Origin of the sequence: Muriicola soli, assembly GCF_004139715.1 — a bacterium.
GTDB classification, from domain to species: Bacteria; Bacteroidota; Bacteroidia; order Flavobacteriales; family Flavobacteriaceae; genus Muriicola; species Muriicola soli.
The window spans coordinates 2236815-2250927 of the sequence record NZ_CP035544.1 but is presented as its reverse complement, the minus strand read 5'-3'; the positions used below and the strand labels follow the sequence as shown (position 1 = coordinate 2250927).

Here is a 14113-nt window from a genome sequence, read left to right as displayed (position 1 = left end):
TCACTTTACCATATGACTGAAGGAAATTTTGTTGATTACGTCAAGGTACATGTCGCCTCCGGAAATGGTGGAAAGGGCTCTACACACCTGCACAGGGAAAAGTATGTTCCAAAAGGCGGTCCAGATGGGGGAGATGGCGGTCGCGGAGGTCACGTCATTCTCAAAGGAAACGAAAGTCTATGGACATTACTTCATTTTAAGTTTAAAAGACATTTTAAGGCAGGTCATGGCGAACACGGCAGTAAGAACAGGAGTTCAGGGGCTGATGGGGCGGACGTCTACCTGGAAGTCCCATTGGGAACTGTAGTCAAGGATTCATTGACCGGGGAAGTTTTGATGGAGATTACAGAGAACGGACAAGAAGAAAAGATTGTTGAGGGCGGAATGGGAGGACGTGGAAACTGGCACTTTAAAACCTCTACCAATCAGACCCCCAGATACGCACAACCCGGAATACCGGGACAGGAAAGAGATATCACTCTAGAGCTAAAAGTCCTGGCCGATGTAGGTCTGGTAGGTTTTCCCAATGCAGGGAAGTCTACCTTACTATCGGTGCTGACGTCGGCAAAGCCTAAAATTGCCGACTATCCCTTTACCACCTTAAAGCCCAATCTGGGGATAGTGAAGTATCGCGAATTTAAGAGTTTTGTAATGGCCGATATCCCCGGGATCATTGAAGGGGCAGCGGAAGGAAAAGGCCTTGGGCATTATTTTCTTCGGCATATTGAGCGAAATTCCATTCTTTTATTTCTTATCCCTGCCGATAGTACCGATGTTTCCCAGGAATACATGATCCTATTAAATGAGCTTAAGAACTACAATCCCGAATTGCTCGATAAAGACCGATTGGTTGCCATATCCAAAGCCGATCTTCTCGATGAAGAATTGATGGAGGAAATGAGGAAAGAAGTAAAAAAGGATCTTAAGGAAGTCCCTTTTACCTTTATATCTTCCGTTTCGCAGTTTGGACTACAGCAGCTTAAAGACACCCTCTGGGGTCTGTTAAACGAATAAGCTTTCATTCTCTTCCTGAACTTTCTGAATTTCCGTAATTTAGAGTAGCGGCTATTTAATTTTAGGGTCTAATACCTCTTAAACTATTCAGGAACCCCAAGTGCTATATTCATGAAACACTGGCTGTACATCTTGCTCATATTGTTCTGTGCCTGCTCTTCGCTGAAGGTAGACTATGACTATGACGCCCAAACAGATTTTAGTAGCTTTCAGACTTACAATTACTATCCGGACATGCAGACGGGCTTAAGTGAATTGGATACCCGGCGGCTGTTAATGGCTCTCGACTCCATTCTTGTCTCCAAAGGGTACAAATCTTCGGAAGAACCTGATTTTTTTATCAATATCGAATCCAGAGAATTTGCCCTTCCTCAAAACAGTAATGTTGGCGTAGGAATAGGCGGGGGTGGCCGGAATGTTGGCGGAGGAGTAAGTATTGGATTGCCCCTGGGCAGATCATCTAGTGAACGTGAGATTTTATTCGATTTTATCGATAGTCAGCGGGATATTCTATTCTGGCAGGCCATCTGTAGCAGTAGTTATCGCGAAAATGCCACACCCATTGAAAGGGAACGCTTGTTAAGGCAAATAGCCATTAAAATATTGTCTAAGTATCCTCCGTACTAACGGAGATTTTCAGGCCCTAATTGGAAAAACAGTCAGGCAACGTCCCTTCTTACAAGGACTTTAACAAACCTCCATCTATCGGGATATTTGCTCCGTTGATATACGCAGCTTGTTCTGAAGCGAGAAAAGCAACCAGATAGCCGTATTCCTCTGGTTTCCCCAATCTTTTTAAGGGGACGTTATCGATCATATTGTCTCGTACTTCGCTGGTTTCTATTTGGTGTTGTTCAGCCTTTTTTTGATTGAGTTCCTTTAATCGTTCCGTGTCAAAATATCCGGTAAGTATATTATTTGCGGTAATTTGATAAGATCCCACCTCAGTAGCCAGACTTTTCGCCCAAGCAACCACCGCAGCTCTGATCGTATTAGATAATACCAGATAAGATAAAGGTTCCTTCACAGATACAGAGGTGACATTAATAATTCTGCCCCACTTCCTCGCTTTCATTTGTTCTACGGCCAACTGAGTGGTAAAGGCTACAGTTTTAAACATGGTATCAAAGGCTTGCTGATAGTCCTCTACTTCCATCTCAAGAGGTGTTCCTGCCTTTGGTCCCTGCGTATTGTTGATGAGTATGTCCACGGTATTCGCGGCGAAGTATCCCTTCAGGATTGCTTTATATTTTTTGTAATCATTAAAATCCACCACCAGATATTGATGGTTTTGTTCAGGTGATGATGTCTCAAGGCTAGCAACAATTTCCCTAAGTTGCTCTTCCCGCCTGGCCATCAGTGTAACACTGGCACCACTTTGGGCTAACTGCTTGGCTATACCAAGACCTATTCCCCTGCTACTGCCTCCTACAAGGGCATTCTTTCCTATCAGATTGATCAGCATATCTTTTTATTTATAAGCATCCCTTACCGGGCTAAACACATCCATAAGTCGGCAGTGGGTTAAAGCTCTCCCTTTATGGAGGACATTCGGCGGAATAATAACAAGTTCTCCGGCCTTGTAGATCGCAGTACTTCCGTCTACGGTAAATTCAAATTCCCCTTCCAAAACCTGCATGATTTGTTCATTTTCATGTGCGTGTTCGGGAACTTCCGCATTTTGGGTAACCTCCCAGTAAACCAGGGTCATTTTTTGCCCGTGTATCATTTTACCCAGGTAACCCGGTATGATCTCTCTTGGCGCAATATTATCTAAGTGAATTTTCATTCTAAAATGGTTTCAATGTTTTTGAAGAAGGTACATATGTTCATTGAGTATTTCTTCTTTTGCCAAAGTTATATCTGGCTTGTAACAGGCAGCCAGACTTATGGTATCCTGGTGATCAATGAGTTCGTATCCTTCTGTAGATACATAAAAATTATCCGGCACGGTTTGATAATTAAATTGCTGATTTTTTTCAAGATTGACTTCAACAAATTCGATAAGTCGTTTAAATACTTTCTGCTTTTCAAGTGAGGGTTGAAAAGAAACACTTCCCACAAAATCATTTGCATTTTGTAGTCGGCTGAAGAGTTGAAATAGTCTGGTGGTATCATCTGTTCCCAAAAAAAACAACACCCCCTCGATCAATATAAAAGTTTTTTTACCCTTACAAATTGGCGACAGACTTTGGTAAAGTTCATCTAAAAAAGGTGCATTGAAGTTCGCAGAAACAAATTGGATGTCTCTATAGGGAAGCACTCCCTCATCTTGCAATTGGGTGGTTTTTTCTTGTTTAAAAAGAATGACATCCTCAGTGTCAATTTCCACATACAGGACAGCAGGATCGAGGATAAAGGGATACATGCTAAAGCCACATCCAAAATTCATCAGTACCTCAATTTTATTTTCTTTGATCAAGGTCTTAAACGTATCGTAAAAGTATCTATTTCGCAGGCGATGCGCCAAAGCTTCATAGGACGAAACCGCCCTGCTATAACGTTGGGCATGTTCATTGGCGGCCTCATTGGCCCATAGATTGGCAAAAGGATCCATGCTCAGAACAGGGTCTCCGGCCCTGAATGCAGCTGTGACAAAAGCGGTCTCATGTATGTTGATTTTCTGTTCCAAACTGAATAGAATTATCAAAATCTAAGATAGTAAGATTCTGAACGTCATATGGCTTTGGGATGCATAATTCAAACCCTATCTTTGTTCGAAATTATACTGGAAAATGCGGATTCATTTTATTGCTATTGGCGGCAGCGCAATGCACAACCTGGCCCTTGCGTTACACGATAAGGGTTACGAGATTTCAGGGAGTGATGATGTTATATACGAACCCTCTAAAACAAGGTTAGATAAGCAGGGTCTTTTACCAAAACATTTTGGCTGGTACCCCGAGAAGCTCAACAAGGACATCGATGCTGTCATCCTGGGAATGCATGCCAAAAAAGACAATCCTGAATTGTTGAAAGCCCAGGAATTGGGCTTGAAAATTTACTCTTACCCGGAATTCCTTTACGAGCAATCGAAAAATAAAACCCGCGTAGTGATAGGAGGTAGCCACGGTAAGACTACCATAACTTCTATGATTCTGCATGTACTCGACTATAACGGAAAAAAAGTGGACTACATGGTGGGGGCTCAACTGGAAGGTTTTGATCGTATGGTACACCTCACAGAAGAAAACGATTTTATCATTCTGGAAGGGGACGAATACTTATCCTCTCCAATAGACAAACGCCCAAAATTTCATTTGTATCAGCCAAATATTGCCTTGCTAAGTGGAATTGCATGGGATCATATGAATGTCTTTCCAACTTTTGAGAACTACCTCTCACAATTTCAAATCTTTGTTGACGGGATTGTTAAGGGGGCAGTATTACCTACAACGAAGAAGATAAATGGGTTGTAGATGTTGTTGAGCAGACCGAGAATACCATAAGGAAATTCCCTTACGCTACGCACGCCTACCAGATAATAGACGGACAGACATTTCTGGATACTGAAGAGGGCCCATTGCCTGTCGAAGTTTTTGGGCAACACAATCTGAGTAATTTATCCGGGGCCAAGTGGATATGTCAGCAAATGGGTGTTGACGAAGACGAATTCTACCAGGCCATCAGCTCCTTTTCCGGAGCCTCTAAGCGTCTTGAGAAACTGGGGCAGAGTGATACGTCTGTAGTTTTTAAAGATTTTGCTCATTCGCCCAGCAAGGTTGCCGCCACAACAAAAGCTGTAAAAGAACAATTTCCGGAAAAGAAGCTGGTTGCTTGTCTGGAGTTGCATACCTACAGTAGTCTCAATGAAGCATTTCTATCGCATTACCGGGGTACCCTGGATGCTGCTGATGTTTCTGCAGTATTTTATTCTCCCGAGTCGGTAGCGATTAAAAAGCTGGCTCCTTTGTCTGCTGAGCAGATTAGGAAAGCATTTCAAAATGAAAAACTGGAAGTGTTTACAGATCCCGGCAAATTTGAACAGTATTTATACCAACAGGAGGTGAAGAATAGTGTTTTCCTCTTGATGAGTTCGGGAAATTACGGCGGTCTCGACCTTCAATCCTTTCAAGAACATCTGGGAATTTAAAAAACAATTGTATCTAAGGCCTTTATACCCCGAATTGCCTGAGGTGATGATCCAGGTGTTTGTACTGCATCTTACCCCATTGATCGTGCGAGAGATGCCCGAATAGGGGATGAGGATTCCAGGATTCCCTCTTATTTAGTTGATGAAACTGAGAGATCAACTCCTGTAATATTTCGCGCTCTGAATCGAAGTTTTTTGATTCAGTTGCTTTTGCAAAAGGTGAAGTGGGCAGGTTTTTGCGCCAAGGTTTGTCGTTGTAAAGCGATTTTTTAAAAAACCATTTAACCAAAAGGTTGCCTTTTTTTTTGTTGGGTTTATTGGAAATACCCACTTTTAGGGGTACCTGACAGTGCCAAACCATTTGGCCAACAGTCATTTTACCCCATTGCCCTTCATCCGTGGATTTTAACTGAGCAACCCTTTCCTGTATTTCCAGATAAGCTTCCCTGTTGAATAAAGATTTCACAACTTGCTTTTTAATTGCAGTGAGAAATGTACATTAAAAATTTTAGTTGTTTATCTTTAGACATGAAAAAAATGCCTGAATCATTCTCCATAAAATCCTGGGCTGACGACGACAAACCAAGGGAAAAACTAAGACAGAAGGGAAGGGCGGTACTGACAGATGCTGAGCTTTTGGCCATAGTTATAGGTTCTGGTAGCAGGGAGGACAGCGCCCTTAGTCTGGCCAAGAAGATCCTCAGGAGTAGTAATGGAAACCTCAATCAGCTTGGTAAAATGTCCATAGCTCAGATGATGAAATTTAAAGGGATAGGAGAGGCTAAGGCAGTAACTATTGCGGCAGCACTAGAGATAGGCCGCAGGAGGAGAAAAATTCCTTTAAACACACCAGCCAAGATCGCCGGAAGTGCCGACGCTTTTGCTGTTTTGGAGCCTATTTTAGGGGAACTTGAACACGAAGAATTCTGGATCCTCTATCTCAATAATGCAAACAGGGTAGTGCATAGTGCTCAACTTAGTAAAGGGGGGATTACCGGAACTCTGGTAGATGTGAGACTAGTGTTAAAAAAGGCACTGGAGCTGGGTGCAGTTGCTATTATTCTTGCACATAATCATCCTTCAGGAACCCTGGTTCCAAGTAACGCCGACAGGGCAATTACCAAAAAACTTAAAGAAGCTGCCAAAGTACTTGATATAAGAGTTCTCGATCATTTAATTATTGCTGACAAAACGTTTTTCAGCTTTGCAGACCAACAAGAATTGTAATATGTTGTTGATCTATACCCATAAAATCACTCCCCGCTTCATTTATATCATGAAACAGATATTTAAGCGGATGCTGCAGATTGATGTAGGTTTTACCACTAAGGTAGAGGATTTTATAAAGCATACAGGGCCTAAGATCACCTATACAAAACAACCGTTGCAGAATGAATTCTTTATCAGGAGCCATTCCTTGTTATTTGAACAGGGCATTCGCAATGTAGAGCTTTCCATTTCACAATGGGATGACGTACCCTGTTTTTTTCAGACCGGGGAAAGGAGTAACGTACCTTTCGACATTTTTGCTGCCAGTTTTTACCTTCTCTCGCGTTATGAAGAATACTTTCCTCACGTTAAAGACCTCTTTGGTAGATTTCCATTTAAGGAAAGCCTGGCTCATGAACATAATTTTTTGAAGCGACCCGTAGTTGATCTTTGGGTTCAAAAACTAAAAACATTATTACAGCAGCGATTTCCCGATCTTGAAGTTCCTCCGAAACCTGTTCGCTATACTTCTGTAATTGACGTTCCGGTTTCGCACAGCTTTGCTTACCGGGGATTTTTCCGCAGTGGAATTGGGCTGCTGCTCGATTTGTTTTCCTTTAAAATCAAAAGAGTTGCCCAGCGTATAATGGTCCTGACAGGACTCAGAAAAGACCCTTTTGATAACTTTTCCGAGCTCATAGAAATTCACAAGAAATTTAGTGTCCCGGGGATGTTTTTCTTCCAGTTCGCCCAGTATTCAAGGTATGACAAGAATATATCGACAGAGAATAACACTTTTCAATACTTGATAAAATCTGTAGCAGATTATAATAAGGTTTCTCTTGCGGCCTCTTACAGTTCCTTTACGAATTTTGATCTCCTTAAACACGAGAAGCAGAATTTGGTGAATGTGATCAACAGACCCGTAAATTATGTGCGTTTGCGTTATAACAGAGTGGACATTCCTGAGACTTACAGAAACCTGGTAGATGCCGAATTTACGGATGATTACTCCATGGGATATACCCATGAGACGGGTTTTAAAGCAGGGACCTGTACCTCATTTTACTTTTATGATATTCAATTGGAGATTCAGCAACCTGTGAAGATCCATCCTTTTGCTGTTCATGACTACGCTTTGTTAAAAATGGACTCACAGAATGAGATATTTGCCGAATTGGATCGATTACACCGTGAGGTAAAAGAGGTGAACGGGCATTTTATCACAGTGTTCTCAAATGAATTGCTGGGGATGGAACAGAAGATGAACTGGCTCGATCTTTACGCAAAAATGATAGCCAGATACTATGTATAGAGAATTGATCACTGATGTATTTTTTGATCTTGACCATACCCTGTGGGATTTCGAAAGAAATTCAGCGCTGACCTTTGAACGGATTTTTGTGGATCATGGGATCGATCTGGAACTGGATATCTTCCTCTCTGAATACGTACCGGTAAATCTTGAATTCTGGAAACTCTACAGGGAGGACAGAATCGGGAAAGAGGAATTGCGATATCAGAGGCTTAGGAAAGTCTTTGATGCTGTTCAATACCCAGTAGAGGATGCTGTTATTAATAGCCTTTCCCATGCCTATATTGAACAACTTTCAAACCACGGACATTTGTTGCCCTATACTAGAGAGATACTGGATTATTTAAAGCCTCGCTATAAAATGCATATTATCACCAATGGATTTGAAGAAGTGCAGGAAAAAAAGCTGCGTAATGCCGGAATTTCAGAATACTTTGATCAAATGATCAACTCGGAAATGGCCGGAGTAAAAAAACCAAATCCTATAATTTTTCAACTTGCTCTGAACCGAACTCGTGTCCTTCCTCAGCACGCCATAATGGTAGGTGACAGTCTTGAGGCGGATATCCTTGGGGCACGTGCTCTGGGAATTCATACCATTCATTTAAACGTTCACGCCGACCCCCTTCATGAACACGGGGAAATCATTCACAATCTAAGTGAAATAAAATCGTTTTTATAAAGTTATATAGGTAAAAGGTCCCGTATCCTCTGCGGATATTAAAGGTCTTTAACAGCACCTCTTGATGAAGAAACTACAATACTTCTTTATAGTATTAGTACTCGGCTTGTCCTCTTGTGTAGAGGAACAAAACTTTGACCAGTTTGATGATCTGGAAATCATCCCAACAGTTGAAGCGAGTATTCTTTATGTTGAGAGCCCGGAAAGCGTAATCAATGACGCCAATGGTGCAGTTTGGTATATACAGACCTTTAATTTTGATGCCTTTAACGAGGGTTTCTTTGCGGATAACGTCCTGGATGGAGTTATGACTTATGAACTTGAAAACACTACAAGTAAGGAGTTGGAGATTATTTTTGAATTTCTCGATGATGCAGGTAATGTTTTAGACACAGAATTTTTTTCATTAGAACCCGCACCCACAGCGGTCATCAGACGAGAAACAACTTATGGCACCCCTAGTGGCCGAAGTTTAGATATCATCAGGAATACTTCCGAAATTCGTGTTAATGCGAGCAATTTGGGCGATACCACCAGTGTTTCTTCCCTGCCAGACCCTGTAGTAATCTTCAGGTCTAGTGGAAAATTCAGGTTACAGATAAAATGAGATCGTGGCGACTCTTTATCATAGCCACAATCTGGGGTAGCGGCATTCTGTCTGCTCAGAACAAGGAATTGCTCTACGATTTCACAGAAATACCACAAGCCATATTATTAAATCCCGGGATGAATACTTCTTTTTCCTGGTATGCCGGTGTTCCCCTTGCTTCGGGGATTTATGGCCAGGCCGGAAGCAGTGGCATTACAGTAAACGATTTGTTTGCAAATGATGGCATTGATTTTAACCAAAAGGTTCGCACACGTGCTTTAAACGGTATGACTAAAAGGGATGAGTTTGGAGCTACCATTCAACTAGACCTCTTGAATGGCGGTTACAGAAGTACGAAGAACCCCGATCACTTTTATTCTTTCGGAGTATATTTCGAATCGAGTACTATCTTGTATTGGCCACAAGACCTTGCATTCCTGGCATTTGAAGGCAATGCAGACCAGTTGGGGAGAAGATTTGATCTCGGACATTTAAAAACCAGGGGGGAAGGCCTTACTGTATTTCATTTTGGACTTAACAAAGTAATGGATCGCAAACTTACCGTGGGAGCCAGGGCTAAGATATATTCAGGTATTTATGATTTTCACTCGTCCACTAATTCTGGCTATTTTGTCACCAATGAAGGGCAGAATAATTTATTGTCGAATACCCTGGTGGCAGACATGCAGTTGCGAACTTCGGGGGTTGAGGAGATCAGGGCAATACTCGATAACGAAGCTTCCGGTTCTGTGGCAAATGTGATTACTAAAAGAGCTCTCCTAGGTGGCGATCTAGGTTTGGGAGTCGATTTAGGGTTTACTTATCAAATAAATGAAAGAACCGTGGTAACCGGCAGTCTGCTCGACCTGGGATTTGTTTACCATGCCGGAGATGTAAAAGGATATTCCCTGCAGGGGAGTGCAACCACTGAGGGCGTTGAGGTCATCCTTCCGGATGCCTTTGACGATGCAAATTCCGATTTTTGGCAAGATCTCGTTGATGAAATTGAGGCCCAATTGCCCTTTGAAGACAATAATTCGAGCTACATCACATTCAGGCCCACACAGTTATACGGCTCCCTGAGATATAATTTTGGGGAACCTGTAAATGGAGAACTCGATTGTGATTGCGATATCGGTGTTACGGATGCTGATACTCGTTTCTCGTACCGAAATGCTCTTGGAGTACAACTACACGCCATAAACAGGCCAAGAGGTCCACAGGCTGCCATCTCCGCCTTTTACCTTCGCAGGATTGGTAATTTCCTCAGCCTTAAAACCACATATACAGTAGATAAATTCTCAATGACCAATGTGGGATTAGGCCTGAATATACAAGCCGGACCTGTAAATTTCTACGTTTTGGGGAATAATCTTCTCGGTTATCAAAACCTTGCTGACAGTAATTATGCCTCTTTTCAAATAGGATTAAATATCCTATCTTGGGGAGCTAACCGATAGCTCTTATCCATGAAAATTTACTTTTCTGTGCTGTTTCTCTTCCTGGGGATGACAAGTTTTTCTCAGTCGGTCATCAACAATTACAAATATGTAATCGTCCCAAAAAAATTCGATGATTTCCGGAAAGAAAATCAGTATAAGACAAGTACCATGGTAAAGTTTTACCTCACAAAACAAGGTATAAATACTGTGTACGATGATGCCTTACCACTCGAATTAGAAAATAACCGTTGTCTGGCGCTCTATGCCGATCTGGATGATCAGTCGAACATGTTTACCACAAAAGTGGCTATTGTTTTTAATGATTGTAAGGGAGAGGAACAGTACCGAACTGCCGTGGGAACCACAAAAATAAAGCAATATGATGATGCCTACAGAGAGGCCATTGTTGGGGCCTGTACATCATTGGGGAATTATCAATACAAGTATTCAAAACCAGAGGATAAAAGTACGGTTGTTCTGAATTTTGAGAACGATGTGAAAGAATTGCCAGCTCCTCCTGTAGCGCCAGAACCTGAGCCACAGGAGTCTGTGGAGGAATCCGAAGCATTACTGCCACAACAGGACAAAGAAGAGGTGAACCTAATGCCCATGCCCGAGGAGAAAACGGAAGCCGTAACATTGGAAGATGCCATTTCCGGTGATGAGGCTGCAGAGGACAATTTATTTTTAGGCACCTTGTACGCTCAAAAAACGGAAACAGGTTATCAACTGGTAGACACCACTCCCAGCATCCAATTCTACCTGCAGGAATCTTCACTTCCCAATGTGTTTATGGCAGAGCGTAAGGGGCAGAAAGGCCTGTTATTCCTAAAAGATAACATATGGATCTTCGAATACTACCAGGGTGAGGATCGAATTCAGGAAGAATTACAACTTAAGTTTTAATAGCTGTATTTGTCCTTCCACCTTAGCTCCAGAAATTCTTTAATGGCCTTTTCCCGCTGATTCTGTCCCGGAGAGTAAAAAACAGTTCCGGAAATAGCATCGGGTAAGAATTCGGAAGCCACAAAATTCTGTTCGTAATCGTGAGCGTACTTGTACTCTTTTCCATACCCGAGGTCTTTCATCAGTGCGGTAGGGGCATTCCGCAGTTCGATGGGCACCGAGAGATCTCCATGTTGCCTCACGGCCTCCTGTGCTTTCTTAATTGCGGTATAGCTTGTGTTACTTTTTGGGCTGCTGGCGAGGTAAATGGCACATTGACTCAGGAGAATTCTGGATTCCGGATAGCCTATGGTAGTGACGGCCTGAAAAGTATTATTGGCAATCACCAGGGCCGTTGGATTTGCGAGACCAATATCTTCGGAGGCCGAAATCAGTAATCTGCGCGCGATAAATTTTACATCTTCCCCTCCTTCTATCATTCTGGCCAACCAGTAGACGGCAGCCTGGGGATCACTCCCTCTGATGGATTTTATAAATGCAGAAATGATATCGTAATGCTGCTCACCGGTTTTATCGTACAATACGGTATTCTTCTGAACTTTCTTCATCACCATTTCATTGGTGACGATTACGTCATTACCGGATTCTGAGGACACGACGAGTTCAAAAATATTAAGTAGTTTTCGGCCATCACCCCCGGAGAGTCGCAGGAGAGCCTCAGTTTCTTTAAGCTTTATTTTTTTCTCTTTGAGGATACTATCTTCTGCAATTGCCCTATTCAACAAAACCTCCAGGTCTTCTTTTCCAAAGGGATTCAGCACATAAACCTGACAACGAGACAAAAGGGCGGGAATTACTTCAAAACTCGGGTTTTCCGTTGTGGCACCAATCAGGGTAATCCAACCTTTTTCTACTGCTCCAAGCAATGAATCTTGCTGTGATTTACTGAATCTATGGATTTCATCGATAAACAAGATGGGGTTGCTAGTGGTAAATAAGTTTCCCCTCTCTTTAGCCTTTTCTATAACTTCCCTGATATCTTTTACCCCGCTATTGATTGCACTCAGGGTATAAAAAGGTCTTTTGCTCTCTTTGGCAATGATCTGCGCCAGGGTAGTTTTACCGGTGCCCGGAGGTCCCCAAAAGATGAGGGATGGAATATTTCCCTTGATGATCTGCTGAGTAAGAGCACCTTCCTCACCAACCAGATGGCGCTGGCTGATATATTCTTCCAGTGTCTTCGGCCTTAGTCGTTCTGCAAGGGGCTGATTCATAACTTTAAAAGTACATTTTTTCTGTGGATGACAAGAGGGCAGAAATTGGCAATATGGTTCGAAATTTGTACTATTAACAGAAAGAAGACCGGATTGAAAAAGGAAACAGATTTCAAGTATACCCATAATGTTCTGTTAGTTCCCATGATTGCCGTGCTATCGATCTGGACCGTTTTCTGGCTGGAACTTCAATTTAGCACCAATTGGAACGAATTTGGAATCTATCCGCGGACGCTATCCGGACTAAGAGGAATCCTTTTTAGCCCTTTCCTGCACTCCTCCGTTGAACATCTTTACAATAATACCCTGCCTCTGGCTATCTTGCTCGCTACGCTGATGTATTTCTATCAGAGTATTTCCTTTAGATTTCTTTTCTGGGGATTGCTGTGTACGGGTATTATTACCTGGCTCATTGGTCGTCCTGCTTTTCATATAGGGGCAAGCGGACTTATTTATCTGCTGGCCAGTTTTATTTTCTTTAAAGGGATTTTCACCAAACACTACCGATTAGTAGCGGTTTCCCTGGTCGTTTCATTTATTTACGGAAGTATGCTCTGGTATATATTTCCGATTAAAGAGGAAATTTCCTGGGAGGGGCACCTGGGGGGATTTCTGATGGGACTGTTAATGGCAATCTTTTTGAAAGTAAGTGTGCCTCCTCCTGTAAAATACGCCTGGGAAAAGGAGGACTACAATGAAGAGGAGGACGAATTTCTAAGGCATTTTGACAAGGATGGAAATTTTATAGAAAAACTTCCTGAAGAAGAAAATGAGCTCAGGATCACCTACCATTATAAAAAGGCTGACAAGGATTCCGGCGGTGAAAAATAATTAGCCCATTCTTTGCCTGACCACCTCAAACAAAAATATACCACAAGCAACAGAGACGTTTAAGGAACCTATACCTCCCATCAGGGGAAGTTTAGCCACATGGTCTGATTCTTTTAGAATAGAAGGAGATATTCCGGTATCCTCAGCACCCATAATTATAGCGGTAGGTCCTTTTAGATCAAGATCGTAAAGTAAATGGTTTGTTTTTTCGGTAGCGGCAACGACCAATACTCCCGAAGCTTTAAGATAAAATACGGCATCTTTGATATGATCGGTCTTTGCAAGGGGAATATTAAAAACAGCTCCTGCAGAAGTCTTTACGGTATCGCCGGTAATAGGGGCAGAACCTTTTTTTGGAATAATTATCCCATTTACACCCGAGCATTCCGCAGTTCTAATGATGGCACCTAAATTACGTACGTCCGAGATTCCATCAAGCAGAAGAAAGAGAGGATTATCCTTAGTCTCTAAGACCTGATCGACCAGGGATTCCATGGTCTCAAAAGAAATAGGGGAGATGGTGGCCACAACACCCTGATGGTTGTTCTGACTTAATTTATTGATTTTTTCCAAAGGCACAAAGGAAGCAGGGATACCGGCCTTACGAACGAGATTTTCCAATTCCTTTGACAAGCTTCCTTTAAGCCCTTTCTGTATATACACCTTATCAATAGGCTCATTGGCTTGTATAGCCTCTATTACGGCTCTGATACCGTAGATCTGAGTGTTTTTGGACATAGATAGGGAGAGTTTAAATT

General features: G+C 42.3%; 15 protein-coding genes and 1 pseudogene. 10 read left to right on the top strand and 6 right to left on the bottom strand.

What is annotated here, in order from left to right:
- Nucleotides 1-12 precede the first annotated feature (12 nt).
- Nucleotides 13-1014, top strand: coding sequence for a GTPase ObgE (obgE, locus tag EQY75_RS10300; RefSeq protein ID WP_129605602.1), 1002 nt, complete (start codon nt 13-15; stop codon nt 1012-1014).
- Nucleotides 1015-1125: 111 nt separating this feature from the next.
- Nucleotides 1126-1641, top strand: coding sequence for a DUF4136 domain-containing protein (locus EQY75_RS10295; protein WP_129605601.1), 516 nt, complete (start codon nt 1126-1128; stop codon nt 1639-1641).
- Nucleotides 1642-1690: 49 nt separating this feature from the next.
- Here the strand turns inward: EQY75_RS10295 and EQY75_RS10290 are convergent, their stop codons facing one another.
- Genes EQY75_RS10290 through EQY75_RS10280 form a run of 3 tightly spaced genes read right to left on the bottom strand, consistent with a single transcriptional unit; the run spans nt 1691 to nt 3646 of the window.
- Nucleotides 1691-2479, bottom strand: a complete 789-nt coding sequence (locus EQY75_RS10290) for an SDR family oxidoreductase (protein ID WP_129605599.1) — start codon at nt 2477-2479, stop codon at nt 1691-1693.
- A gap of 6 nt (nt 2480-2485) precedes the next feature.
- Nucleotides 2486-2803: a cupin domain-containing protein gene (locus tag EQY75_RS10285; protein WP_129605598.1), complete on the bottom strand. Its 318-nt coding sequence runs from the start codon at nt 2801-2803 to the stop codon at nt 2486-2488.
- A gap of 12 nt (nt 2804-2815) precedes the next feature.
- Nucleotides 2816-3646 carry a class I SAM-dependent methyltransferase gene (locus EQY75_RS10280; protein ID WP_129605596.1) on the bottom strand — a complete coding sequence of 277 codons (831 nt, stop codon included), beginning with the start codon at nt 3644-3646 and terminating at the stop codon, nt 2816-2818.
- Between the two features lie 103 nt (nt 3647-3749).
- On the opposite strand from EQY75_RS10280, the pseudogene EQY75_RS10275 reads away from it, so the two are divergent.
- Nucleotides 3750-5107 (top strand): annotated as a pseudogene (locus EQY75_RS10275) (UDP-N-acetylmuramate--L-alanine ligase).
- A 22-nt stretch (nt 5108-5129) separates the two neighbouring features.
- On the opposite strand, the gene EQY75_RS10270 reads toward EQY75_RS10275, so the two are convergent.
- Nucleotides 5130-5573 (bottom strand): DUF1569 domain-containing protein, encoded by a 444-nt coding sequence (locus EQY75_RS10270; RefSeq protein ID WP_129605595.1) that lies wholly within the window; start codon nt 5571-5573, stop codon nt 5130-5132.
- A 62-nt stretch (nt 5574-5635) separates the two neighbouring features.
- Between EQY75_RS10270 and radC the strand changes: the two genes are divergently transcribed.
- The 6 genes from radC to EQY75_RS10240 all read left to right on the top strand — a co-directional run bounded on the left by radC (nt 5636) and on the right by EQY75_RS10240 (nt 11250).
- Entirely contained in the window at nt 5636-6334 is a 699-nt protein-coding gene (gene radC / locus EQY75_RS10265) for a RadC family protein (protein WP_129605593.1), read from the top strand.
- A gap of 1 nt (nt 6335) precedes the next feature.
- Nucleotides 6336-7631, top strand: coding sequence for a polysaccharide deacetylase family protein (locus tag EQY75_RS10260; RefSeq protein WP_129605592.1), 1296 nt, complete (start codon nt 6336-6338; stop codon nt 7629-7631).
- Entirely contained in the window at nt 7624-8313 is a 690-nt protein-coding gene (locus tag EQY75_RS10255; RefSeq protein WP_129605590.1) for a YjjG family noncanonical pyrimidine nucleotidase, read from the top strand. Before EQY75_RS10260 ends, EQY75_RS10255 begins: the two co-directional genes overlap by 8 nt.
- Nucleotides 8314-8377: 64 nt before the next feature.
- Nucleotides 8378-8920 (top strand): hypothetical protein, encoded by a 543-nt coding sequence (locus EQY75_RS10250; RefSeq protein WP_129605589.1) that lies wholly within the window; start codon nt 8378-8380, stop codon nt 8918-8920.
- Nucleotides 8917-10362: a DUF5723 family protein gene (locus EQY75_RS10245; protein ID WP_129605587.1), complete on the top strand. Its 1446-nt coding sequence runs from the start codon at nt 8917-8919 to the stop codon at nt 10360-10362. Before EQY75_RS10250 ends, EQY75_RS10245 begins: the two co-directional genes overlap by 4 nt.
- A gap of 9 nt (nt 10363-10371) precedes the next feature.
- Complete coding sequence (locus tag EQY75_RS10240) at nt 10372-11250, top strand: hypothetical protein (protein WP_129605586.1); 879 nt, start codon at nt 10372-10374, stop codon at nt 11248-11250.
- Here EQY75_RS10240 and EQY75_RS10235 read toward each other — a convergent pair.
- Nucleotides 11247-12524 carry a replication-associated recombination protein A gene (locus EQY75_RS10235; protein ID WP_129605584.1) on the bottom strand — a complete coding sequence of 426 codons (1278 nt, stop codon included), beginning with the start codon at nt 12522-12524 and terminating at the stop codon, nt 11247-11249. The two genes, EQY75_RS10240 and EQY75_RS10235, sit on opposite strands and share 4 nt — an antisense overlap.
- Nucleotides 12525-12617: 93 nt before the next feature.
- Between EQY75_RS10235 and EQY75_RS10230 the strand changes: the two genes are divergently transcribed.
- Nucleotides 12618-13355, top strand: a complete 738-nt coding sequence (locus tag EQY75_RS10230; RefSeq protein WP_129605583.1) for a rhomboid family intramembrane serine protease — start codon at nt 12618-12620, stop codon at nt 13353-13355.
- On the opposite strand, the gene rlmB is transcribed toward EQY75_RS10230, so the two are convergent.
- Entirely contained in the window at nt 13356-14093 is a 738-nt protein-coding gene (rlmB, locus tag EQY75_RS10225) for a 23S rRNA (guanosine(2251)-2'-O)-methyltransferase RlmB (protein WP_129605581.1), read from the bottom strand.
- Nucleotides 14094-14113 lie beyond the last annotated feature (20 nt).

Bases quoted from the DNA above. Each gene is read 5' to 3' on its own strand.
- EQY75_RS10255 (WP_129605590.1), top strand. From the start codon at position 7,624: ATGTATAGAGAATTGATCACTGATGTATTTTTTGATCTTGACCATACC.
- EQY75_RS10290 (WP_129605599.1), bottom strand. From the start codon at position 2,479: ATGCTGATCAATCTGATAGGAAAGAATGCCCTTGTAGGAGGCAGTAGC.
- obgE (WP_129605602.1), top strand. From the start codon at position 13: ATGACTGAAGGAAATTTTGTTGATTACGTCAAGGTACATGTCGCCTCC.
- rlmB (WP_129605581.1), bottom strand. From the start codon at position 14,093: ATGTCCAAAAACACTCAGATCTACGGTATCAGAGCCGTAATAGAGGCT.
- EQY75_RS10245 (WP_129605587.1), top strand. From the start codon at position 8,917: ATGAGATCGTGGCGACTCTTTATCATAGCCACAATCTGGGGTAGCGGC.
- EQY75_RS10295 (WP_129605601.1), top strand. From the start codon at position 1,126: ATGAAACACTGGCTGTACATCTTGCTCATATTGTTCTGTGCCTGCTCT.
- EQY75_RS10240 (WP_129605586.1), top strand. From the start codon at position 10,372: ATGAAAATTTACTTTTCTGTGCTGTTTCTCTTCCTGGGGATGACAAGT.
- EQY75_RS10285 (WP_129605598.1), bottom strand. From the start codon at position 2,803: ATGAAAATTCACTTAGATAATATTGCGCCAAGAGAGATCATACCGGGT.
- EQY75_RS10260 (WP_129605592.1), top strand. From the start codon at position 6,336: ATGTTGTTGATCTATACCCATAAAATCACTCCCCGCTTCATTTATATC.
- EQY75_RS10235 (WP_129605584.1), bottom strand. From the start codon at position 12,524: ATGAATCAGCCCCTTGCAGAACGACTAAGGCCGAAGACACTGGAAGAA.
- radC (WP_129605593.1), top strand. From the start codon at position 5,636: ATGAAAAAAATGCCTGAATCATTCTCCATAAAATCCTGGGCTGACGAC.
- EQY75_RS10250 (WP_129605589.1), top strand. From the start codon at position 8,378: ATGAAGAAACTACAATACTTCTTTATAGTATTAGTACTCGGCTTGTCC.